Raw genomic sequence first — 23544 nt, forward strand, 5'->3', positions numbered from 1 at the left:
ATGGTTCCACCCGCCCATTGTTAACCATGTCGCCGATGCGGGACTTCGGTCGTCCACGCATGTGAGGATCAGGGGACAAACACCCCGCAACGTCGCGAGGAGGCGTCATGCCCGCCCGGGTTCCGCAGGATCTCGACCGCAACATCGCTCTTGACCTGGTCCGTGTCACCGAGGCCGCGGCGACAAGAACGGCGGGGACGGCGCGGCCGTCGACGCCATGCGCGCGCTCATCGGCACCGTCTCGATGCGCGGCGTCGTCGTCATCGGCGAAGGCGAGAAGGACGAGGCGCCGATACTCTACAACGGCGAGGAGGTCGGCGACGGCACCGGCGCGCTGTGCGACGTCGCGGTCGACCCGATCGACGGCACCACGCTGATGGCCAAGGGCATGCCGGGCTCGATCGCCGTGATCGCGGTGTCCGAGCGCGGTTCGATGTTCGACCCGTCCGCCGTCTTCTACATGGACAAGATCGCCGCCGCCCCGTACGCGGCCGACGCCGTCGACATCACCGCGCCGGTGATCGACAACATCCGCGCGGTCGCGAAGGCCAAGGGCGGCTCGCCGAAGGACGTCACGGTCTGCATCCTCGACCGGCCGCGGCACGCCGAGCTGATCCAGCAGGTGCGCGAGTCCGGTGCGCGCATCAAGTTCATCAGCGACGGCGACGTCGCCGGCGCGATCTCGGCCGCCCGGCCGGACACCGGCGTCGACCTGCTCATGGGCATCGGCGGCACGCCCGAGGGCATCATCGCCGCCGCCGCGCTGCGCTGCATGGGCGGTGTCATCCAGGCCAAGCTGTGGCCGCGCGACGAGGCCGAACGGCAGAAGGCGCTGGACGCCGGCCACGACCTCGACCGGGTGCTGCTCACCGACGACCTCGTCGCCGGCGACGACATCTTCTTCTGCGCCACCGGCGTCACCGACGGCGAGCTGCTGCGCGGCGTGCGCTACCTGCAGGACGGTGTGCAGACCGAGTCGATCGTCATGCGCTCGAAGTCGGGCACGATCCGGCTCATCGACTCGGTGCACCAGCTGCAGAAGCTGCAGGCCTACTCGGCGATCGACTTCGGCGGCGACGGCGACTCCTGACCCGCTCGTCCACACTCGGGTGACGGATACCGGCGTCGAGTGACGGCACGACACGCCATCACCTGCGGACCGGATCCGTCACTCGATCCCTGGATTCGTCACCCGGCGTTCGGCCGGGGTGCCGATGGCCGGGACGAGCCGGGCGACCAGGTCGACCAGCGGGCCGAGCAGCACGATGACCACGAGGGTCGCGGGCCCGACGGCGGCGCCGAGCAGCCATCCGACGAACGTGCCGATCGCCTGCACGGCGGTGTAGCTCCACCGGAACGGCACCGGCGGGTCGAACGCGAGCGCGGCCGCCTCGGTGGGCCCCGCGCCGGCGCGCGTGCCGAGGTACCCGGCCACGCCGACGGCGAGGATCGCGAACCCCGCGACGCCGATGCCGATGCGGGTGCCGACCGCCGAGGGCGCGGCGATCGCGTCCAGCAGCACCGAGACGGTCGCGCCCACCACGACCGGCTGGACGACGGTGCCGAGGCCCGGCGCCAGGCCCCGCGCCCACGCCATCGCGACGAGCACCACGCCGACGACCAGGTTCACCCAGACGAACGGCACGTCGAGCGACAGCGCCAGCCCGTTGATCAGGGTCGAGTACCCGTCCGACCCGAGCGCCGCGCGCAGCAGCAGCGCCACCCCGACGCCGAGCACGACGCACGAGACCACCAGCTGCACCACCCGGGCCGGAGTCACGCGCACGTGACGGCAACCTACTGCGTCCGCCCCGGGATTCCGGCGCCGCGGTTCGCTCGTAGGCTGGCTGGCGTCGTCCGATCGAGAAGGAGCAGCACGTGGCCGCCGAGCAGGAATACCGCATCGAGAAGGATTCGATGGGCGACGTGCGCGTCCCCGCGCAGGCGAAGTGGCGCGCCCAGACGCAGCGGGCGGTCGAGAACTTCCCGATCTCCGGCCAGACCATCGAGCGCGAGCTGATCGCCGGTCTCGCCCTGATCAAGGGCGCGAGTGTGCGCATCCGCGCGCAGCGCGGGCTGCTCGACCAGGCCAAGGCCGATGCGATCCACGCCGCGGCGCAGGAGGTCGCGCGCGGCGACTGGGACACCGAGTTCCCGATCGACGTCTTCCAGACCGGCTCGGGCACCTCGTCCAACATGAACACCAACGAGGTGCTGGCCAGCCTCGCCGCCGAACGCCTCGGCACGGGCGTGCACCCGAACGACGACGTCAACGACCCGCTGAGCAGCAACGACCAGTTCCCGTCGGCGATCCACGTCGCCGCCACCAAGGCGGTCGTCAACGACCTCGAGCCCGCGCTCGACCACCTCGCCACCGCCCTCGAGGCGAAGGCGCAGCAGTTCGCCGACGTCGTCAAGGCCGGCCGCACCCACCTCATGGACGCCACGCCGGTCACGCTCGGGCAGGAGTTCGGCGGGTACGCGGCCCAGGTGCGCTACGGCATCGAGCGGCTGCAGAGCGTGCTGCCGCGCGTGGCCGAGCTGCCGCTCGGCGGCACCGCCGTCGGCACCGGCATCAACGCGCCCGCCGGGTTCGCGGCCGACGTCATCGCACTCATCGCGGACGAGACCGGCCTGCCGCTGAGCGAGGCGCGCAACCACATGGAGGCCAACGCCGCGCGCGACAGCCTGGTCGAGCTCTCGGGTGTGCTGAAGACGATCGCGATCGGCCTCAACAAGATGGCCAACGACATCCGCTGGATGGGCTCGGGCCCGCGCACCGGGCTCTCCGAGATCTTCATCCCCGACCTGCAGCCCGGCTCGTCGATCATGCCGGGCAAGGTGAACCCGGTGCTCGCCGAGGCGATGACCCAGGTCGTCGCCCAGGTCGTCGGCAACGACGCCGCGGTGACGTGGGGCGGCGGCAACGGCGCGTTCGAGCTCAACGTCTACCTGCCGATGATGGCGCGGAACCTGCTCGAGTCGATCCGGCTCATCGCCAACGTCTCGCGCGTCTTCGCCGACCGCTGCGTCGACGGCATCGAGGCGAACGAGGAGCAGTGCCGCATGAACGCAGAGGGCACGCCGATGATCGTCACGCCGCTGAACCACTACATCGGGTACGACGAGGCGGCCAAGGTCGCGAAGCAGGCGATCAAGGAGCGCAAGACGATCCGCGAGGTCGTCATCGAGCGCGGCCACGTGCCCGAGAAGATCACCGAGCAGAAGCTGGACGAGGTGCTCGACGTGCTCTCGATGACGCGCCCTCAGGGCTGACCGGGGCCACCCCGAGGTTCGGGACCTCCGCCCCCGCCGAAACGGGGTCGATCGCGTCCGCAGCATGATCGTTCGTCACCCGCATTTCCCCACACGCCCACTTAACGTCGAGTTGTCCGGTTCTCGCCGGATCTCGGGGTCAATGGGGGAAATGCCATGCGAATGGCCAGCGCTCGCGGTCGCCTGCTCGCCGCCACCGTGTCGTCCGTGCTCGTCGCCGGTGCGCTCGTCGCCGCCGCCGCGACGGCGTCCGCGGCCAGCGCGCCGACCGTCACGGCGCTCAGCGCGCACGACGGCCGGACCGCGGGCGGCGTGACGCTCACCGTCACCGGCACCAACTTCGCCACCGGTGCGGCAGTGCTGTTCGGGACGGCGTCAGGGACGAGCGTGCGCATCGTCTCGTCGACCCAGCTCACCGTCGTGGTGCCGGCGGCCGCGGCGGGCACGGTCGACGTGCGCGTGCGCCAGGGCACGGCGACCTCGGCGACCGGGACGGCCGACCGCTACACGTTCCACGCGCCGCCCGCGGTGACCGCGCTGTCGCCCGCCTCGGGCGCCGACACCGGTAGCACGGCCGTCACGGTGACCGGCAGCGGCTTCGAGTCGATCACCGGCGTCACGATCGGCGGGGCGACGGTCGTCGCCAAGGTCGTCTCGACGACCTCGCTCACCCTCACGACGCCCGCGCACGGCGCCGGCTCGGGCGCCGTCGTCGTCACCGGCACCTACGGCAGCTCGACCGCCGCGACGGCCAGCACCTTCACCTGGCTCGACCGCACCGCGCCCGGCCCGGTGACCGCCCTGACCGTCGACCAGAGCGCCACCGGCCTCTCGCTGCACTGGACGCGGCCTGCCGACAGCGACTTCGCCGGCGTCACCGTCACCCGCACGACCGGCGTCCCCGGTGGCAGCATTTTCGCCTCGGCGGCGGCGACGACGCTCGCGACGACCACCGCAGGCGTGAGCGCGTACGCCGACACCGCGCTGACACCGGACACGACGTACACGTACACGGTCACCGCGCGCGACACCGCCGGGAACACCTCGGCGCCGGTGACGATCACCAGCACCACCCTGCTCGGCCCGGACGCGAACGTCGCAGGTGACGCGATGCCGCCGATCGTCTACGTGCACGGCTACTTCTCGAACAGCTCGCCGTGCAACCGGTCGGTCACCGACCTCATGGCGGGCCCGATCCTCACCGAGTACTACGCGGGTGTTCCCGCCGCAGACCTGCACACCGTCGCCTTCTACGCCTGCGACGCGGGCGGCGACCCACTGTTCGGTTACGGGCCGGCTGCAGCCACGACCTACCCGACGACCACCAACGACGCCAACACCGACCTTCGCCGCTATGCCTACGAGCTCGCCTGGTACCTCTACGACAACTTCTCCGCCCGCGGCCGCGCCGCCGACGTGGTGGCCGCCTCGATGGGCGGCGTGCTCATCACCTACGCGATGCAGCGCGTGGCGGCCGGCGATCCGCTCTTCCCGCCGGCGCTGCTGGTGACGAACGTCGTCACCTTCTCGACGCCGTTCGCCGGTGCGAACGTCGGCTGCCCGAGCGACACCGAGTGCACGCAGCTTGCCGCGGGCAGCACGCTGACCTCCGCCATCACCGCGGCCGGAGCGCCGATGACCGACCGCACCCGGTGGACCGTCGTCGGCAGCAGCGCGGGCTGCGACCTCGTCCCCGCCTCGTCGTCACTCGCGCTCACCAGCGTCACCTACGCGGTCGACTACACCTCACCCTGCTACGACCACGGTGGCTACGAGTCGGACTACAGCGGCGCGCAGGACGCCGTCGGCACCGTGAACGGGCAGCCGACGACGACCGGCTGGCACTCCCTCGCCCTGATGCAGGCGGTGCTCGCCGGCGCGTGACGCACGTACGGATGGGTAGGCGCAATGGGTGAACCCCTTCGCCGAGCCGTTCAAGGACAAGGTCGCCGCGATCACCGGCGCCGGATCGGGCATCGGACGCGCCCTGGCCGTCGAGTTGGCACGGCAGGGTGCGTCCGTGGCCGTGGGCGACCGGGACGCCGACGCGCTGGCCGACCTCCGCCGACAGCTCGACACGCTCGGCGCCTCGTCGATGGCGACGACGCTCGACGTCACCGACCTCGACGCCGTGCGCGCGTGGGTCACCGCGGTGCACGCGCGCTTCGGGGTCGTCCACCAGCTCTACAACATCGCCGGCATCGCGCACGTCGGGCCGGTGACCAGCGCCGGCTACGACGAGCTGCGCCGGGTGATGGACACGAACTTCTGGGGCGCGGTCTATCCCACACGCGAGTTCCTGCCGCACCTCGCCGACTCCGGCGACGGGCAGATCGTCACGGTCTCGAGCATCTTCGGCCTCGTCGCCGCGCCGTGGCTGAGCGGCTACGACGCGTCGAAGTTCGCGATCCGCGGCTTCACCGAGTCGCTGCGCGCCGAACTGCTCGCCCAGCGCCTGCCGGTGCGCGTGATGGTCGTGCACCCCGGCGGCGTGCGCACGCCGATCATGCGGAACAGCACGGCCTCGCCGGGTGAGGGCAAGTCGGCGCTCGACACCGCCTTCGACCTGCTGACGATCACCTCGCCCGAGGGTGCCGCGAGAGCCATCCTGCGCGGCGTGCGGCTGCGTCGGCCGAAGCTGCTGATCGGACCGGACGCCCGCCTCGTCGACCTCGCCCAGCGCATCGGGGGCAGCGCCTACGAGCGGGTCGCCTCGCTGGCCGCGCGCCACCTGCTGCCGTCGAGCAACGTCTGACGGCGCGCGGTCACGCGGGCCGCAGCCCGAGTTGCGGCACCGCGTTGCGGACGACGGTGAACAGCGTCGCCGCCACCACGACGGCGAGCGCGATGCGCCGGCCCGGCCGCACGTCGCGTCCGGCGAAGACGAGACTGAACACCACGAGCAGCACGGGTGCCGCGAGCCAGAGCAGGGCGTTGTCGCGCCACGCCTGCGCCAGGTGTCCGTGCAGCGCCGACCACACCGCGCGCAGGCCGCCGCAGAGCGGACAGTCGAGGCCGGTGACGGCGTGGAACGGACAGAGCGGCACGTGCCTGCGCACGGGGTCGAGCGCGAGGTCACCCGCGGCGCCGGCCACCGTCAGCGCCGCCCAGCCGGCGGCGCTGCGGCGACGAGCGACCGGGGTGACGGTCAATGCCGGGCCGACACGATCGCGATGCCGACGATGATCGAGACGATGGAGATCACGATCCCGGCGATCGCGAGCCCCTTGCCGCCCTGCGCGGGGTTCTTGCTGATCTGGCTCAGCCCGATCGCCGAGAAGATGATGCCGAGGATCGAGCAGAGGAACGAGCAGACGAATCCGGCGATCGCCATCCCGTTGGTGCCCGTCGCCTGGGGCTGGCCGTAGCCGTAGCCGTACGGCGCCTGCGGGTACGGCTGATACCCCTGCGGCGGGTACTGCTGGTACGGACCCTGCTGGTACGGATTCTGCTGGTATGGGTTCGGCGCCGACGGGTATCCGTACGGCGACGGCTGCTCGCCGGGCTGGTTCGGCTGGTCGGGGTCGTACGTCATGCGCGCTCCGGGTTCGGACGTCAGCCCTGTGGTGGGTAGGGCTGACCGTAACCCGGCTGCTGGCCGTACCCCGGCTGCGGCTGGCCGTAGCCCGGCTGTCCGTAGCCCGGCTGTCCGTATCCCGGCTGTCCGTACCCCGGCTGCGGCTGGCCGTGGCCCGGCGCGTGACCGTAGCCCGGCGCGTACCCCTGCGGCGGGCCGCCGACCGGCGGGTAGCCGCCCTGCTGCGGCTGACCGGCGTACGGGTTCGGCGCGCCGTACCCCTGGGGGTAGCCGCCCTGGCCGCCGAAGCCCTGGCCGCCGGGGCCGAGGTAGCGCGCGCTGCCGAAGCCGAGGATCGGCCAGAAGATGAACGGCAGGAACAGCAGGCCGACGGTGAATCCCCCGCTGCGGCCGAAGGACTTCGCGACGGCGTTGTAGATCATGATCAGGACGACGATGTTCACGATCGGGATGAGGCACAGCACCAGCCACCAGCCGGGCTTCCCGCCGACCTTGCACATCACGTAGATGTTGTAGAAGGGGATGATGGCCGCCCAGCCCGGCTGCCCGGCCTTGGTGAACACCTTCCAGATCGCGGCGATCATCAGGATGATCACGGCGAGATAGACGACGACAATGACGCCGAGCGCGGCGCCGGAGCCGCTGGACGCGGCCAGATGAGGTCCGAACATGCGCGGAAACCTACGGGTGCCCGCTCATCCTGTCGACCGGGGCGACGCCCCCGTCATCGGGACGTCATGCCGGCGCGGACGCGACGTCAAGGACGACCCGACGTGAGCTCGCCGTGCTCGACGCAGCGGGCGGTCCAGCCGGTCGGGACGACCTGGACGACCATGCGGCGGCGGCAGTGCACGCAGAACCGCGGTGGTTCGAGCTCGCGGGCCCGCGCGCACGCGTCGTGGTCACCCTCGCCGGCCGGGCGGCCGCACCGATCGCAGAACATGGCCTAGAGGTTCTTCGCCAGCGCCTTGATCGGCATCTTCAGGTCGGCCAGCATCGCGAGGTCCTCGTCGGCCGGCCGGCCCAGCGTCGTCAGGTAGTTGCCGACGATCACCGCGTTCACGCCGCCGCGCACGCCGCGCTCGGCGAGGTCGCCGAGGGTGATCTCACGGCCGCCGGCGAAGCGCAGGATCGTCCGCGGCATCACCAGACGGAACGTGCCGACCGTGCGCAGCGCGTCGACCGCGCTCATCGGCTCCTTGTCCCCGAACGGCGTCCCCGGACGCGGGTTCAGGAAGTTCAGCGGCACCTCGTCCGGCTGCAGGGCCGCCAGCTGCGCCGCGAACTCCGCCCGCTGCTCGACCGTCTCGCCCATGCCGAGGATGCCGCCGCAGCACAGCTCCATGCCGGCCTTGCGCACCATCTCGCAGGTCTCCACCCGCTCCTCGAACGAGTGCGTGGTGACCACGTTGCCGAAGTACGACTTCGCCGTCTCGAGGTTGTGGTTGTACCGGTGCACGCCGATGCTCGCGAGCTCGTCCACCTGCTCCTGCGAGAGCATGCCGAGCGAGCAGGCGACGTTGATGTCGACCACGTCGGTGATCGCTTTGACGCCCTCGCGGATCTGGTGCATCAGCCGCTCGTCCGGGCCGCGCACCGCGGCGACGATGCAGAACTCCGACGCGCCCGTCGCCGCCGTCTCCTGCGCCGCCTTCACCAGCGACGGGATGTCCAACCATGCAGACCGCACCGGCGAGTCGAACACGCCGGACTGCGAGCAGAAGTGGCAGTCCTCGGGGCAGCCGCCGGTCTTCAGCGACACGATCCCCTCGACCTCGACCTCGTCGCCGCACCACCGCACCCGCACCTCGTGCGCCAGATCGAGCAGCTCGTCGACCCGGTCGTCCGGCAGCTGCAGACACGCCAAGGCCTGCGCCTCGTCCAGCCCGATGCCCTGCTCGAGCACCTGCGTGCGCGCGATCTCGAGGATGTCGTTGCTCTGCAAGGCGTGCTCCTAGATCTTCACGGTGCGGCGGAACGCCGGCCAGTCGAAGGTGCCCCCGAACGCGGGCGCCAGCGCCGCCCGGGCGCGCTTGGCGAAGTCTCTCATTGCGCCCATCCCGGCGGGCAGCACACCGGCCAGGGCGTGATCCGGCGCCATGGCGGCGAGGTCGTGGATGTTCAGCCGCATCGCGAGATCCGGCTCGGCGGGCCAACTGCCGAGCAGGATGCCGGCGAGCGGCACGTCCTCGTCGGCGAGGCGGTCGACGGCGAGCTGCGTGTGGCTCAGCGTGCCGAGGCCGGGTGCGACGACGAGCAGCACCGGTGCCCGCAACGACTGCGCGACGTCGACGAGGGTCCAGCGCGGCACGTCGGCGAACGGCACCATCAGCCCGCCGGCGCCCTCGACGAGCACGAGGTCGCGGGTGGCGGCGATGTCGTCGATGCGCTGCACCGTCGTCGCGAAGTCGAGCGCCTGCTGACCGCTCACCGCCGCGGCGTGGTGGGGCGACAGCGGGTCGGGGTAGCGGGCGAACTCGTGGGTGTCGGTGACGCCCGAGAGCCGGCTGACCTCGGCGAGGTCGCCGGGCTCGTCGGGACCCATACCGGTCTGCGCCGGCTTCACGACGGCCACCCGGCCGCTGCCGCACGCCGCCAGCGCCGCCGTGGCGATGGTCTTGCCGACATCCGTCCCGGTGCTGGAGACGATGAGCACGCTCATGCCGACAGCACCTCGGTGAGCACGGCGGCGGCCCGCTCGAGATCGGTGGGCAAGAGATCGCCGCGGGCGGTGAGCCGCAGGCACGACCGCCCGGCCGGCACCGACGGCGGCCGGAAGCAACCCACGCGCACGCCGCGCTCGAGGCAGTCGGCGGCCGCCTGCACCGCACGGCGGGGGTCGCCCAGCACGGCCGGCACGACAGCGGCGTCCGGAACGTTCGTCTCGACACCGAGGTCGCGCACGTGGTCGGCCAGCGCGTGCGCCACCTCGTGCACCCTTGCCACCCGCTCGGGCTCGGCGGCGAGGATGCGCAACGCGGCGGCGGCCGCGCCGACCGACGAGGGCGCGAGGCCGGTGTCGAAGATGAACGGACGCGAGGTGCTGATCAGCAGTTCGACGACCTCGGGCGCGCCGAGCACCGCGCCGCCCTGCGCGCCGAGCGACTTCGACAGCGTCACGGTGCGGACGATGTCCGGCTCGCCGGCGAGCCCCGCGGCGGCGACGGCACCAGCACCGTCGGCGCCGATGAACCCCAGCGAGTGCGCCACGTCGACGACGAGGATCGCGCCGTGCGCTCGGGCGATGTCGTGCACGGCCCGCACGTCGGCGAGGTCGCCGTCGACGGAGAAGACGGCGTCGGTGACCACGAGCCGGTGCGGGGTGTCGGCGGCGGCGAGGGCGGCGTCGATCTTGTCGAGGTCGCGGTGCGGTGTGACCGCGATGGTCGACTGCGAGAGGCGGCAGCCGTCGATGAGCGAGGCGTGGTTGCCGGCGTCCGAGACCACCGTGACGTCGGCGCCACCGAGGGCCGTGAGCACGCCGACGTTGGCCAGGTAGCCGGACGAGAAGACGAGCGCGGCCCTGGCGCCGGTGAAGGCGGCGAGCTCGTCCTCGAACCGCGCGTGGAGTGCGGTCGTGCCAGTCACGAGGCGCGAGCCGGTCGAGCCGGCGCCCCAGGTGCGCGCGGCTCGGGCCGCGGCGTCGAGCACGCGCGGGTCGCGGGTCAGCCCGAGGTAGTCGTTGCCGGCAAGGTCGATGACGTGCTCGCGCGCCGGCCGGGGCCGCAGCACCCGGCGCAGTCCCGCCGCCTCACGCGCCGCGATCGCCTCCCGCACCCGGTCGAGGGCGTCGCCCGCTCCCCCGCTCACCGCACGACCTCGCGCACCGACTCGTCCAGCACCGACACGAGCTCGGTGAGGTCGTCGTCGCCGATGCCGAGCGGCGGCATGAGCACGACGACGTCGCCCAGCGGGCGGATGATCACGCCGCGGCGGCGGGCCGCGCGGCACACCTCGAAGCCGGTGCGCTCGCCGACCGACGCGACCTCGATGCCGGTCATCGTGCCGATCCGCCGCACCTCGACGACGCCGTCGTAGGTCTCGAGCGGCGCGAGCAGCTCCCCCAGCCGGTCGCCGACGTGCGCCGCGTGCGCCACGGTGCCCCGCTCGTGCATCAGCGCGAGGTTGGCCAGCGCCGCCGCGCAGCACAGCGGGTTGGCCGTGTAGGTGTGACCGTGGAAGAAGGTGCGGCCGCTCGCGGGCGTGCCGAGGAACTGCTCGTAGATCGCATCGGTCGCCAGCACGCCCGACAGCGGCAGCACGCCGCCGGTGACGCGCTTGCCGAGCACGAGCAGGTCGGGGCTGACACCGGCGTGCTCGCAGGCGAACCAGCGCCCGGTCGCGCCGATGCCGGTCGCCACCTCGTCCGCGATCATGGCGGCACCGAACTCGTCGCACAGCGCGCGGATGCCGCGCAGCAGCGACGCGTCGTGGGTGAGGATGCCGCCGGCCGCCTGCACCATCGGCTCGATGACGATCGCGCAGACCTGGTCGCCCTCGCGCTCGAGCACCGCACGCATCTCGGCGAGCACCTCGTGGGCGCGGTCGGCGCGGGTCGGGCCGGGCGCGAGCACACCGGGCGAGCCGACGAGCCGGGTCTCGATGAGCAGCGGCCGGTAGGCGGCGTGGAACAGCTCGACCCCGCCGAGCGACACGGCGCCGAGCGTGTCGCCGTGGTAGCCCTCGGCGCAGTGCAGATACAGCGGCCGGTGCTCGCCGCGCTGCTCGGCCGCCTGGTAGGCCATCTTGATCGCGGCCTCGGCGGCCGACGAGCCGTCGCCGGCGAAGAAGACCTTGGCGAGGCCGTCGGGGGCGATGCGCAGCAGTTCCTCGGCCAGCCGGATGCCGGGTTCGTGGGTGAGGCCGAGGAAGGTCGAGTGGTCGAGCCGCTCGAGCTGCGCCCGGATCGCCGCGTCGATCGCCGGTTCGCCGTGCCCGTGCACGGTGACCCACAGCGACGAGACGCCGTCGAGGTACCGGTTGCCGTCGGCGTCGAACAGGTGCACGCCCTGCCCGCGCTCGATCACCAGCGGCTCGTCGGCCTCCCACACCCCGTGCTGGGTGAACGGGTGCCAGACCGCGGCGAGGTCACGGGCGATCAGGTCGGACACGCGAGCAGTCTCGCAAACCGGTCGGCGCCCCCGCGACGCGCACAACGGCGGTGTGACCGCCGTGCGCCCGATGTTGCGTGTGCGTGCCGTCCGCGGCACGGCCGGGAAACGCCGCGTTCCTAGCGTCCGGGCCGACGACCCGTCGACCGGAGGACTGCGCATGACCACACTCAGCACCCGACCGACCGCCGGCACCACCGCCGTGCCCCGCCGGCCCGGGCATTGGATCGACGACTGGCGGCCCGAGGACCCGCAGTTCTGGGAGCGAACCGGACGCCGTGTTGCCCGCCGCAACCTGCTCTTCTCGATCTTCACCGAGCACGTCGGCTTCTCGGTCTGGGTGCTCTGGTCGGTCTTCGTGCTCTTCCTGCCCGGCGGGCAGTACGGCATCAGCACCGACCCGATCGAGGCGGCGGCGCAGAAGTTCCTGCTCACCTCGCTGCCGTCGGGGCTCGGCTCGGCGGTGCGCATCCCCTACAACCTCGCCGTGGCCCGCTTCGGCGGCCGCAACTGGACGGTGATCAGCGCGCTGCTGCTGCTGGTGCCGACGGTGTCGGCGGCGATCTGGCTGACACCGGACGCGTCCTTCGGCACGCTGCTCGTGCTGTCGGCGATCACCGGGCTGGGAGGCGGCAACTTCGCGTCCTCCATGACGAACATCAACGCCTTCTACCCGCAACGGCTGAAAGGCTGGGCGCTCGGCCTCAACGCCGGTGGAGGCAACCTGGGCGTCGCCGTCGTGCAGATCGTCGGTCTCGTCGTGCTCTCGACCGCCGGTGCCGCGCACCCGCGCGCGATCCTCGCGATCTACATCCCGCTGATCGTGATCGGTGCGGTCGGCGCGGCCCTCACGATGGACAACCTCAGCCAGGCGCGCAACGACAAGCGCGCCATGCGGGACGCCATGCGCGACCCGCACACCTGGGTCATGTCGTTCCTCTACATCGGCACCTTCGGGTCGTTCATCGGCTTCGGTTTCGCGTTCGGGCAGGTGCTCTCGACCCAGTTCGCGACGCACTTCGCCGGCGCGGTCAACTCGCTCTCGTCGGTGCCCGCGACGAAGACCCCGCTCAGCGACGCGCTGTTCCACACCACCTGGTTCAAGAACCCCGCCGGCGGGTTCTACTGGGACACCCTGCACCACCGGGCCGTGCCCGTGTCGTCGGTGACGAACCCGCTCGACCCGTCCCTGCACCTGCTCAAGGGCAAGCTGGACGCGACGTACGCCCCCGACCCGACGGCGGCGCCGGTCGCCGTGCGGATCGGGCACAAGGTCGACGCCGCGAAGGTCGCCTGGTTGACCTTCCTCGGGCCGCTCATCGGCTCGCTCGTCCGCCCCGTCGGGGGCGCGCTCGCCGATCGCCTCGGCGGCGCGCGCACGACGTTCGTGACCTTCGCGCTGATGGCGCTCGCGGGCGGGGTGGTGCTCGTCGCGTCGCACGACGCGTCGTTGCCGCTGTTCATGGTCGGCTTCGTCGCGCTGTTCGTCCTGTCGGGCGTCGGCAACGGGTCGACCTACAAGATGATCCCGTCGATCTTCCGCAGCAAGGCGGCGACCGCCGTGGCGGAAGGTGCCGATCCGGACGCCGCGGCCGCCGACGCCCGGCGCCTGTCCGGTGCGCTGATCGGCATCGCCGGCGCGATCGGCGCATTCGGCGGCGTGCTGGTCAACGTCGCCTTCCGACAGTCGTTCCTGCACACCGGCACGGGCAACGCCGCCTACGTCGCCTTCATCGCCTTCTACGTCGCATGTCTGCTGGTGACCTGGTTCGTCTACCTGCGCCCGTCACGAGGCCGCCTGGCCGACGTCTGAGCTGGAGAGAGTTCACTGACCGGAAACCCCCTCATGTGGCCGATCTTCAGGCCCAACACCGAGTCACGTGAGGGGGTTCTGTCAAGCGAAGACTCGAGTCTTGCGATCACGACACTTGCGATGTGAAACTGGCGTGAGTCGCGGGGATAGACCACCAGGCGGGGAGCCGGCCGCCCGGAGGGACTCCTCGCATGACCTCTCGACGCCTCATCGCTGTCGCACTGTTCGTTCCCGTCCTCGCCGTCGGTGGTACCGCCGCCGGCGCGGCCAGCAAGCCACGGGCGACCACGACACCACCGACGGTGTCGATCGCCAATCCTGCGACCGGGGCGACGGTGTCGGGCGTCGTGGCGGTGAACGGGACGGCGAGTTCCAAGATCGGTATCGCCTCCGTCGGGGTCTCGGTCGATGGCGGCGCGACCCAGACGGCGAGCGGCACCACCACGTGGTCGACCTCGTGGTCGAGCGCGGCGGTCGCCAACGGTTCGCACACGCTGACGGTCACGGCCACCGACACGTCCGGTGTCAGGACGACCGTGTCGCGCAGCGTCATCGTGCAGAACGCCGACGCGACGCCACCGACCATCTCGGTGTCCGCACCGACCAGTGGCAGTGCTGTCGCCGGCACGGTGGCGGTCACCGGCACCGCCGCCGACAACACCACCGTCGCGAGCGTGCAGGTCTCGGTCGACGGCGGCGCCTGGCAGACTGCGACCGGCACAGGGTCCTGGACATGGACCTGGGACAGCACCGCCATCGCCGACGGCGGGCACACGGTCACAGCGCGCGCGAGCGACATGTCCGGGAACACCGCGGCCATGTCCGTCAGCGTGACCGTCGCGAATGCGGGGCCGGCCGTGAACGTCAGCGCACCCGCAGCGGGCAGCACCGTGAGCGGCACCGTCGCTGTGAGCGGCACCGCCTCCTCGGGCGCGGCCATCAGCCACGTCGACCTGTCCGTGGACGGCGGCACGTGGCAGCCGGCCACCGGCACGGCGTCATGGTCCTGGTCGTGGAACACCACCAGGATCACCAACGGCGCCCACACGGTCGCGACGCGAGTCACCGATGCGTTGACCCGGACCGCCACGACCACGCAGACCGTCACCGTCTCGAACCCGACCGCCGCGTCCGCGGCCCCGGCGAGCCAGGGCAGCTGGGTATCCCCGGAAGGCGTCACGATCAACGTCAATTCGGCCGGACCTTGGACGGTCGCGCAGATCTATTCGATCCTGCAGGCCAACGCTCTCGACCTCGGCGCGATCGGGCCGCACCTGACGATCAACGTGCAGGACCAGTACACCTCGCAGACGCAGGCCAGTTACGGCTCGTCCTACAAGGCGACCATGTGGCTGCAGGGCGCGAACTCGGCGTTCGCATCCCGTCCAGACGACATCCTGACCCATGAGTACGGCCATGCCTGGTCGCTGTACTGGTACTACACGGCACACGGCGGAAGTTGGGCCGGGTACCGGCAGGCGCGGTGGACCGCCGCTGACGGCAGCACCACGCTGGCAACCGACTCGCGCACCGACTCGAGCTACAACTGGCAGACCACAGAGATCGTCGCCGACGACTACCGCTTGCTGTTCGGCGACTCAGCGGCGATCAGCGAGCGGCCCACGCATCTCAACTCGACGATCCCGGACCCACGCGACGAGCCTGGATTGCGGGACTACCTGTTCAGCACCTGGCGCACGCCCTGACGCACGGTGGCCCGGGAGCTGACGCTCCGAGGCCACCGTGATCAGGACGGACCGCTCAGCAGAGCAGGTCGTTGTTGTACTTGTCGAGCGAGGTCGCCAAGCTGTTCGCGAGCGTCGCGTCGGCCGACGCCAGCTTCGGCGAGTAGCTGTTGCCGTTGAACCCGTACTTGACCAGCAGCGCGTGCGCCTGGTTGATCGCCGTCACCGCCGCCCCACACGCGCCCGCACCGGCCTGGATGTTGAGGTCGGCGGCCAGCAGTTGCGCAGCCATGTTGAACAACGGGTCGGCGGACAGCTTGGTCTTCCCGTTGATCGTGGTCTTGTTCAGGATGTTGACCGCGTCGGTGCAGGCCGTGGCCGCCCCCAGCTTGGTCGGGTCGAGCACCAGGACGCCGAGGGTGATCGGGTGCCCGGCGTTGGCCGCCGCCAGCAGCGTCTGGTCGAGCACCGGCTTCTACTTGCCACCGGAGCACGACGACCAGTTTTTCCAGTAGTCGATCGTCAGCCCGGGGCCGCCGGGCGGCGGTGTGTTGTCGATCGGGAACGACCTGGTCTGGCCGGCCGTCACGGTGAAGTCGGTGCACACCACCGAGTTGTCGCCGCTGGGGTTGTAGACCGCGAAGAACGGCGGCCCCAGCGAGGTCATCCAGCCGGGCGCCAACTGCTCGCACAGCTGGTAGGTCGTGCCCGGCACCAGGTAGGTCGCAAAGTTGATCACCCCAAGATCCGCAGCGTTGGCCACACCGGACTCGAGGATGGCGCCGGCCGCGCCTGCCGAGGCACCGGAGCGCAGCTGGAATGTGAACGCCTGGGCGCCGCTCGGCACCGCTCCGGCGACCGTCTTCACGACCGTGGCCTTCCCCCGCGCACGGTTCGTGAACGTGCACGTCACCGTCTCGCCCGGGTCGAGCTTGAAGGTGGCCGTGCGCGTCCCGATCGAGGCGGTGCTGGGGGTCGCGCTGCCGGCGTCGTCGCAGGAGAGTCCGGTCAGGTCGAACGCCGGCGTCGGATCCGACTCCGTCGACGTGTAGGTGCCCGGCTTCAGGTTCGACACGACGATGGTGCCGCCGTCACCGATGGAACCTGCCGCGGTCCCGGTGAAGGTGAAGGTGCCGCTCGACCCGGCCGGGTCGGTGAGCTTCTTGACGATGATGGTCCCCCGCTGGGTGTTGGTGAAGGTGCAGGTGACCGTCTCGCCCGGGTCGAGCTTGAAGGACGCAGTCCGCGTGGCGACACTGCCGCTGCTCGGTGTGGCGCTCGACCCGTCGTCGCAGGAGATGTTCGTCAGGTCGAACCCGGTCGGGTCGGACTCGGTCGAGGTGTACGTGCCCGGCACCAGGTTCGGCACGACGATGGAGCCGCCGTCGCCGATCGAGCCGGCCGCGTCACCGGTGAAGGTGAAGGACCCGCTGGCACCGGTCGGGTTCGTGACCTTCTTGACGATGATCGTTCCCCGAGCCGTGTTGGTGAACGAGCACTCCAACGTCTTGCCGGAGTCCGTCGTGAGGTTCAGGGCGAACGAGCAGGTCCTGGTGCTGGTGTTGCCCGTGACCCGCGAGGCGTCGTTGCTCAGGTCGCCGGTGACTGCGGTCAGGTCATACCCCGACTGCGGCGTCTCGGTGATCGTGTAGACGCCGCCGTCGCTGTCGAGGCTGCTCGCGAAGGACGCATACCCGGCGTTCGCCTTGACGTTGTTGAGCGTCTCGGAGAGACCGTTCGGGCCGGTGAGCGTGAAGGTCCACAGCCCGCTGCTCGTGCCCGGGTTGGTCACCTTCTGCACCTGCGCGGTGACCGGCGCCGCCGCGTTCTGGACGCTCACCGTGTGGCTGCAGGTGCTGATGTCGCCACTGATCAACGCGAAAGTGGTGGACGCCGTGTCCTGCGGGCCGTACGGAGCCTAACCGTCCTCGTGGAAGTAGTAGCTCCCGGTCGGGCTGAGTCCCGTGATTGCGCTCGAGGTCACCGGCCCGTTGCCCAGCGCGGGGACCAGCACCGTCGTCGTGTCCCCGGTCGCGACATTCGTCGTCGCGTCGATCAGGTGGAACGTGAACGTCTGCGCCGAGTTGACCTTCAACGTCGTCGTCTTCGACACCGACAGGTTGGTGGTCGCGTCCTCGGACAGCGCGAATGCGGCGGACGCCGAGGTCGTGAATTCACCGTCCGCGTTCACAGTGGCTGTGTCCGACAGGGATCCGGTCGCCACGGTCGCGGCGGTGGCGTACACGGTCTTGTAGAAGGTGACCGATCCGGAATCGGACTGTGTGTCGGATGTCCAGGACACAGACCCAGTCGACACGTCCCCGAGGGTGTAGGGCTGCCCGAACGTACCCGATGCACCACTCGTCGAGTCGACGCTGAACGCGAGCCCGGCCCCACTCACCGTCTCGATGTCCGTGATGGTGGCCGTGTCATTCGTGGCCGGCCCCGAGTTCTGCACCATCGCCTGGGCCGTCGCCTGGGTCGTTCCGCTCACAGGAACGCCGGTCGCCTTGTCGGTATAACTCACCGAAGCGACGTCGTTGAGCGCGCCTGTCCCCGAAGCCACGGACGTCGTCGTGGTGAGCACCTTCACGGTCGAGTTCGCGGGTACGTCGGTCGCTGGGATCACATCGGTCTCGAGCACCGTCGTGCCGCTTCTGATGTCGTCCGAGCCGCTGACCTGGATGACGCGCGACGCGGGGTTGGTGGCATACACGTTCGTGACGACCGTGATGTTGCCGCTCGCGTCGGCTGGCAGCTTGGTCCACGTGACGGTGACGTTGACCGACGTCTTCAGCGACGCCCTGCCGTCGCAGGTGTTGCTGAAGGGAACGGTCGACTGCGAGGTCTGCTTGGTGACGTTCCAAAGATGATTGCTGCCCTGACTTGCGCTCATGTCCTTCGACAGCTGCTGCGGCAGGATCTCCTTGACCGGGATCGAGACGTCTTTCGACCCGATGCCCGAGGACGTCAGTTGATCGTTGAACAGATTGAAGTGCAACGACGAGCCCGGGTAACCGTGCGATCCGAGCGCCAGTCGCGCATACGCGTCGTAGAAGCAGTCGGAATTCTTCGCGATGCCCGTCAGCGTGAGGATGCGGTACAGACTGGTTGCGTTCCCGCCCGTGGTGTAACTCGGTGCTTGACTCGTCAGCGTGCCGCAGGTGCCGGTCGACAGCGCCGTGTTGAGCACAGGCGTTCCGCTCGAGTCGTCTGACGCAAGCACGTCATAGCCGCGGGTTCCAGTGCAGGTCGACTGCGTCGCACCGGCCGCGCTGCAATTGTCGACCGCTAGGGAGAACCCGATCGTCTGACTGGTGCCGGCGCTGGTGCCGGCGCTCACCTCGAAGCGGATCGGCACGAGATCCAACTCGTTCCAGCCCTTACCGAGATTGCCCGTCGTGTAGGCGGCAGTGGGACACACGAAGCGTCCGGCGGACGGAAGGACGATCGTTCCGTTGTTCCGGCAACCGGTGAGCGTGTAACTGACACCCGAGCCGGTCGTCAGTCCCTGTGCCGTCGCCGCGCCGAATACGGTGACGACCGCCGCGCCGCTGATCACCAGCATCATGGCCGAGCAGGCGCTCATCATGCGTCGCGCAACCCGATGCCGTCCGACGTACCGCCTCATGCCCCACCCCCGTGGTCGATACGACGAGACGGTCGAGCGCCGTCTCGCGACGCAAGACCACAGGCCCACCGGCTGGACCGACGGACCTCTGTCTCGCAGGGCGGAACGTACGCGGCCGCTGATGTTCGTCAAAAGGATCTTGCGACGTTTCGGCACGCATTCTCGGCTGTGATCATTGTTCGGGTTTATGTCTTTGCCGTTCCTGCGAAACGATTGCGAATCGTTCAGTCACCGTGAACCGACGGGCGCGAGCGCCCAGTTTCTACCGGCATGTGCAGCGACATTTCGATAATTTCGGCCGCCGCTCGCGCGAGGCGAGTTGATCGGCCTCGACCCCCAGCACCGTCTGGGCGAGAGAACGACGTCGCATCGGCTTCGGACGGACGACGAACTCGGGCAAAAATTGATCGGGTTCGCGCGCGACGGCTCGCAGCGCCGGCCCGAGGCGATCATGTCAGTCGACGGCGAGACGATACCCGCGCTTGACCACGGTCGTGATCATCGCGGGGTCACCGAGGGCGGTGCGGAGACGACCGAGCGCGACCTCGACCGCGTGCCCGTCGCGGCTGTCGCCGGGCAGCGCCGGCATCAGGGCCTCCCGCGAGAGCACGTGACCCGGCTGCACCGCGAGCGCCCGCAGCAGCGCCATCGAGGTCGCGGGCAGCGGCACGAGCCGGTCGTCGACGACGACGGCGTGGCCGCGGATCTCGACGTCGTGCCCGGCCAGCGACAGCCGCTGCGCGAGTGGCGGCAGGCACTCGACGACCTCACGGACCAGTGCGCCGAGACGGGCGCGCGCGGGCTGCCGCACCGGCACCCCGGCGCGCTCGAGCGGCGCCGCCGTCACCGGCCCGACCGCCACGCAGACGGTCTGGTCGTGCAGCGCGCCGAGCACGCCGTCGAGCACGCCCGCGTCGTCGGCGGTACGCAGGAAGTTGACAGCTGCCGGCGCACTCGTGAAGGCCAGGGCGTCGATCGAGCCACCCGCGACCTGGTCGATGAGCCGACGCAGCGGCGCCTCGTCGGCGGGTGGCACCCAGCGGTAGACCGGAACCTCGATCACATCCGCACCCGCCGCCGTCAACGCCTGCACCAGGTCGGGCAGCGGTTCGCCGTGCAGCTGCACGGCAACGCGCCTGCCACTCAGCGGCACGTTGTCGAGCACGTACCGCAGCACCTCGGTCGACGACTCCGACTCCGGCGACCACGCCTCGCGCAGCCCACCGGCCCTGACCGCACCGCGCGCCTTGGGTCCGCGGGCCAGGATCGTCGCGCGCCCCATCGAGTCGAGCAGCTGTTCGCCGAGGCCCCAGGTGTCTGCGGCGTCGAGCCAGCCGCGGAAGCCGATGCCGGTCGTCGCGATCACCAGGTCGACGTCGCCCGCGAGCGTGCGCTTGGTCGCCTCGAGCAGCTGGGTGTCATCGGCGAGCGGCACGATGCGGATCGCCGGGCCCGACACCACCCGCGCGCCCCGTCGCTCGAGCGCCATGGCGAGTTCGTCCCGGCGCCGGGCCGCGGTGATGCCGACGGTGAAGCCGGCAGCCGGTTCGACGGTCATGAGCTGTCCGGACGACACAGCGCCACCTCGACGCGGCCATCGACGACGCGCGCCGCGTGCACGGGAATGCGCGTGCCCGGGTCGGACAGGCACTCGCCGGTCGCGAGGTCGAAGACCTGCTTGTGCAGCGGGGACGCGACGGTCGGCACGCCCGCCCGCGAGCCGACGATGCCGCGCGAGAGCACGTGCACCCCGGTGAACGGGTCACGATTGCCCACCGCGCGCACGTCGCCGTCGAAGGTGCGGAACAACGCCACCTGCTCATCGTCCACCAGCGCCGCGACACCCCGTTCGGGCAAGAGCTGCGCGTAGTCGCAGACCGGCGTCCAGACACGATGCTCGACGAGCGTCATCGGGTCACCTCCAGCAGCGGACGGGGCTGGTCGCGCTCCGTCGTGAACCTGATCGTGGGGTCGGGCACGCCCGGCGCGTTGACGAACGACACGAACCGCGCCAGCCGCTCGGGGTCGCGCAACGTCGCCGCCCACTCGTCGGCGTACGAGTCGACGTGCCGCTGCATCGCGGCGTCCAGCTCGGCACCAATGCCGAGAGCATCGTCGACGAGCACCGAGCGCAGGTAGTCGAGCCCGCCGTCGAGCGACTCGAGCCACACCGACGTGCGCTGCAACCGGTCGGCGGTGCGGATGTAGAACATCAGGAACCGGTCGATCGTGCGGATCAGCGTCGCCGTGTCGACGTCGCGAACGAGCAGGTCGGCGTGCCGCGGTCGCATGCCGCCGTTGCCGCCGATGTAGAGGTTCCAGCCGTGCTCGGTGGCGATCACGCCGAAGTCCTTGCTGCGCGCCTCGGCGCATTCACGCGCGCACCCCGACACCGCCGACTTCAGCTTGTGCGGCGCCCGCAACCCGCGGTAGCGCAACTCGAGTTCGATGGCGAGGCCGACGGAGTCCTGCACCCCGAACCGGCACCACGACGAGCCGACGCACGACTTCACCGTGCGCAGCGCCTTGCCGTAGGCGTGGCCCGACTCGAAGCCGGCGTCGACCAGCCGTGTCCAGATGCCGGGTAGTTGTTCGACGCGGGCACCGAAGAGGTCGATCCGCTGACCGCCGGTGATCTTGGTGTAGAGGCCGTAATCGCGGGCGACCTCGGCGATCACCAGCAGCTTCTCGGGCGTGATCTCGCCGCCGGGGATGCGCGGCACCACCGAGTAGGTGCCGTTGTTCTGCAGGTTGGCGAGGAAGTGGTCGTTGGTGTCCTGCAGCGCCGCCTGCTCGCCGTCGAGGATGTAGCCGCCGTGCAGGCCGGCCAGGATCGACGCCACCACCGGCTTGCAGATGTCGCAGCCGCGGCCCGTGCCGTACCGCGTGATCAACTCGGTGAAGGTGGTGATGCGGCGCCCGCGAACGAGCTCGAAAAGCTCTGCGCGGGTCTGCGCGAAGTGCTCGCAGAGCGCCCGCGACACCTGGACGCCGCTCGCGACGAGCAGGTCCTTCAGCATCGGCACGCACGAGCCGCACGAGGTGCCGGCGCGGGTGCAGGCCTTGATCGACGGGACGTCGGTGAGGCCCTGGCTCACGATGGCACCGCAGATGTCGCCCTTGGTCACGCCGTTGCACGAGCAGACCTGGGCGTCGTCCGGCAGTGCACCGACGCCGATCACCGCGCCACCCGACGGCGTGATCATCGCCAACGGGTCGGCGGGAAGCGGCCGTCCGACGAGCGGTCGCAACAGGGCGAAGCGCGACGCGTCACCGACGAGGACGCCACCGAGCAACGTCCGCGCGTCGTCGGACACGACCACTTTCGCGTAGGTGCGGGCGACCGGGTCGTGCACCGTCACGGCCAGCGCACCCTCGGTGGTCGCGAGCGCGTCGCCGAATGACGCGACGTCGACCCCGAGCAGTTTCAGCTTCGTCGACAGGTCCGCGCCGGTGAAGGACGCGTCGCCGCCGAGCAGGCGGTCGGCCACCGCCTCGGCCATCGCATAGCCCGGGCCGACCAGCCCGTAGGTCACGCCCTCGACCGCGGCGCACTCGCCGATCGCAAGGACATCCGCGTCGGACGAGACACACCCGGCATCGACCAGCACGCCCCCACGGGCGCCGACGGCCAGGCCGCACTCGCGCGCCAGCTGGTCGCGCGGGCGGATGCCGGCGGAGAACACGACCACGTCGAGGTCGAGCTCGACGCCGTTGGTCAGCGTGGCGAGCAGCCGGCCGCGGTCGGGCTCGATCCGCTGCACCGACGTGGCGGTGTGCACGGTGACATCGAGCGACTCGATCATCTCGCGCAGCAGGCCGCCGCCGGCGTCGTCGACCTGCAGCGGCATCAGCCGCGGCGCGAGCTCGACGACGTGCGGCGAGACACCGAGCAGGCGCAGGGCGCGCGCGGCCTCGAGCCCGAGCAGCCCGCCGCCGACGACCATGCCGGCGGCGCGACCGCGACCCCTCGCCGCGCGCTCGCACGCGGCCCGGATCGCGTCCAGGTCGCCGAGCGTGCGGTAGACGTGGCAGCCCTCGAGGTCTCGTCCGGGCACCGGCGGCACGAACGGCGTCGAGCCGGTGGCGAGCACGAGCTTGTCGTACGTGAGCACGCGGCCGCGCGAGGTCGTCACCGTGTGCGCCGCGCGGTCGATCCCGACGACGGCCTCGTCGAGGAGGAGGTCGTACCCGGGTTCGGCATAGCAGCGCTCGCCGACCAGGTCGAGGTCGTCGGCGGTCGCCCCGTCGAACCACGACGAGAGCGCGACCCGGTCGTAGGCGCGACGCGGCTCCTCACCGACGACGGTGACCTGCCAGCGGCGGTCGGCGTCGCGCTCGCGCAGGATGTCCACGAGGTGCTGGCCGACCATGCCATTGCCGACGACGACGAGACGGGCGGGTTCGGTGGTGGGCATCGGGGCGGGCCTCGCTCACATCGGGTGTCGTGGGGCGATGACGCCGGGCGACGAACCGGTGGGGGGGGGCGG

Annotated in this window: 20 protein-coding genes and 1 pseudogene; 6 read left to right on the top strand and 15 right to left on the bottom strand. The window is 70.8% G+C overall.

The annotated features are described in order from the left end of the window. Positions 1-107 precede the first annotated feature (107 nt). Positions 108-1090 (top strand): annotated as a pseudogene (glpX, locus tag ACTHMS_RS11475) (class II fructose-bisphosphatase). A 78-nt stretch (positions 1091-1168) separates the two neighbouring features. Here glpX and ACTHMS_RS11480 read toward each other — a convergent pair. Beyond that, positions 1169-1786, bottom strand: a complete 618-nt coding sequence (locus ACTHMS_RS11480) for a hypothetical protein (RefSeq protein ID WP_440306796.1) — start codon at positions 1784-1786, stop codon at positions 1169-1171. 92 nt (positions 1787-1878) lie between these two features. On the opposite strand from ACTHMS_RS11480, the gene ACTHMS_RS11485 reads away from it, so the two are divergent. The 3 genes from ACTHMS_RS11485 to ACTHMS_RS11495 all read left to right on the top strand — a co-directional run bounded on the left by ACTHMS_RS11485 (position 1879) and on the right by ACTHMS_RS11495 (position 6031). Beyond that, positions 1879-3276 carry a class II fumarate hydratase gene (locus tag ACTHMS_RS11485; protein ID WP_440306797.1) on the top strand — a complete coding sequence of 466 codons (1398 nt, stop codon included), beginning with the start codon at positions 1879-1881 and terminating at the stop codon, positions 3274-3276. Between the two features lie 162 nt (positions 3277-3438). Then, complete coding sequence (locus ACTHMS_RS11490) at positions 3439-5160, top strand: IPT/TIG domain-containing protein (RefSeq protein WP_440306798.1); 1722 nt, start codon at positions 3439-3441, stop codon at positions 5158-5160. A 28-nt stretch (positions 5161-5188) separates the two neighbouring features. Beyond that, positions 5189-6031, top strand: a complete 843-nt coding sequence (locus ACTHMS_RS11495) for an SDR family NAD(P)-dependent oxidoreductase (protein WP_440306799.1) — start codon at positions 5189-5191, stop codon at positions 6029-6031. Positions 6032-6041: 10 nt separating this feature from the next. Here the strand turns inward: ACTHMS_RS11495 and ACTHMS_RS11500 are convergent, their stop codons facing one another. The 8 genes from ACTHMS_RS11500 to bioA form a co-directional block, all read right to left on the bottom strand. After that, the gene (locus tag ACTHMS_RS11500) at positions 6042-6428 is read right to left on the bottom strand and encodes a DUF2752 domain-containing protein (protein WP_440306800.1); all 387 of its coding nucleotides are present in this window, start codon (positions 6426-6428) and stop codon (positions 6042-6044) included. After that, positions 6425-6811 carry a DUF4190 domain-containing protein gene (locus tag ACTHMS_RS11505; protein WP_440306801.1) on the bottom strand — a complete coding sequence of 129 codons (387 nt, stop codon included), beginning with the start codon at positions 6809-6811 and terminating at the stop codon, positions 6425-6427. Before ACTHMS_RS11505 ends, ACTHMS_RS11500 begins: the two co-directional genes overlap by 4 nt. Before the next feature lie 20 nt (positions 6812-6831). Further along, positions 6832-7485, bottom strand: a complete 654-nt coding sequence (locus tag ACTHMS_RS11510; RefSeq protein WP_440306802.1) for a DUF5684 domain-containing protein — start codon at positions 7483-7485, stop codon at positions 6832-6834. A gap of 86 nt (positions 7486-7571) precedes the next feature. Continuing rightward, positions 7572-7757: a biotin synthase auxiliary protein BsaP gene (bsaP, locus tag ACTHMS_RS11515; protein WP_440306803.1), complete on the bottom strand. Its 186-nt coding sequence runs from the start codon at positions 7755-7757 to the stop codon at positions 7572-7574. A 3-nt stretch (positions 7758-7760) separates the two neighbouring features. Continuing rightward, on the bottom strand, positions 7761-8759 hold the full coding sequence (bioB, locus tag ACTHMS_RS11520; RefSeq protein WP_440306804.1) for a biotin synthase BioB: 999 nt from the start codon (positions 8757-8759) through the stop codon (positions 7761-7763). A 9-nt stretch (positions 8760-8768) separates the two neighbouring features. Further along, positions 8769-9476 (bottom strand): dethiobiotin synthase, encoded by a 708-nt coding sequence (gene bioD, locus ACTHMS_RS11525; protein WP_440306805.1) that lies wholly within the window; start codon positions 9474-9476, stop codon positions 8769-8771. Further along, a complete protein-coding gene (locus tag ACTHMS_RS11530) occupies positions 9473-10624 on the bottom strand; it encodes an 8-amino-7-oxononanoate synthase (RefSeq protein ID WP_440306806.1) in 1152 nt (383 codons plus the stop codon). The genes bioD and ACTHMS_RS11530 overlap by 4 nt, the downstream gene beginning before the upstream one ends. Then, complete coding sequence (gene bioA, locus ACTHMS_RS11535; protein ID WP_440306807.1) at positions 10621-11925, bottom strand: adenosylmethionine--8-amino-7-oxononanoate transaminase; 1305 nt, start codon at positions 11923-11925, stop codon at positions 10621-10623. The genes ACTHMS_RS11530 and bioA overlap by 4 nt, the downstream gene beginning before the upstream one ends. A gap of 160 nt (positions 11926-12085) precedes the next feature. Between bioA and ACTHMS_RS11540 the strand changes: the two genes are divergently transcribed. Together ACTHMS_RS11540 and ACTHMS_RS11545 are read left to right on the top strand one after the other, a co-directional pair. Further along, positions 12086-13738, top strand: coding sequence for an MFS transporter (locus ACTHMS_RS11540; RefSeq protein WP_440306808.1), 1653 nt, complete (start codon positions 12086-12088; stop codon positions 13736-13738). A gap of 191 nt (positions 13739-13929) precedes the next feature. Continuing rightward, positions 13930-15444 carry an Ig-like domain-containing protein gene (locus tag ACTHMS_RS11545; protein ID WP_440306809.1) on the top strand — a complete coding sequence of 505 codons (1515 nt, stop codon included), beginning with the start codon at positions 13930-13932 and terminating at the stop codon, positions 15442-15444. 55 nt (positions 15445-15499) lie between these two features. Here the strand turns inward: ACTHMS_RS11545 and ACTHMS_RS11550 are convergent, their stop codons facing one another. From ACTHMS_RS11550 to nirB, 6 genes are all read right to left on the bottom strand, one after another. Then, positions 15500-15892 carry a hypothetical protein gene (locus ACTHMS_RS11550; protein ID WP_440306810.1) on the bottom strand — a complete coding sequence of 131 codons (393 nt, stop codon included), beginning with the start codon at positions 15890-15892 and terminating at the stop codon, positions 15500-15502. A 6-nt stretch (positions 15893-15898) separates the two neighbouring features. Beyond that, positions 15899-17299 carry a prealbumin-like fold domain-containing protein gene (locus tag ACTHMS_RS11555; protein ID WP_440306811.1) on the bottom strand — a complete coding sequence of 467 codons (1401 nt, stop codon included), beginning with the start codon at positions 17297-17299 and terminating at the stop codon, positions 15899-15901. A 42-nt stretch (positions 17300-17341) separates the two neighbouring features. Beyond that, positions 17342-18994 (bottom strand): hypothetical protein, encoded by a 1653-nt coding sequence (locus ACTHMS_RS11560; protein WP_440306812.1) that lies wholly within the window; start codon positions 18992-18994, stop codon positions 17342-17344. 514 nt (positions 18995-19508) lie between these two features. Beyond that, on the bottom strand, positions 19509-20612 hold the full coding sequence (locus tag ACTHMS_RS11565; RefSeq protein WP_440306813.1) for a uroporphyrinogen-III synthase: 1104 nt from the start codon (positions 20610-20612) through the stop codon (positions 19509-19511). Further along, positions 20609-20965, bottom strand: coding sequence for a nitrite reductase small subunit NirD (gene nirD / locus ACTHMS_RS11570; RefSeq protein ID WP_440306814.1), 357 nt, complete (start codon positions 20963-20965; stop codon positions 20609-20611). The genes ACTHMS_RS11565 and nirD overlap by 4 nt, the downstream gene beginning before the upstream one ends. Continuing rightward, positions 20962-23472, bottom strand: a complete 2511-nt coding sequence (gene nirB / locus ACTHMS_RS11575; RefSeq protein WP_440306815.1) for a nitrite reductase large subunit NirB — start codon at positions 23470-23472, stop codon at positions 20962-20964. Before nirB ends, nirD begins: the two co-directional genes overlap by 4 nt. Positions 23473-23544 lie beyond the last annotated feature (72 nt).

This window comes from Jatrophihabitans sp., from assembly GCF_051960575.1.
Lineage (GTDB): Bacteria > Actinomycetota > Actinomycetes > Mycobacteriales > Jatrophihabitantaceae > JBQCEE01.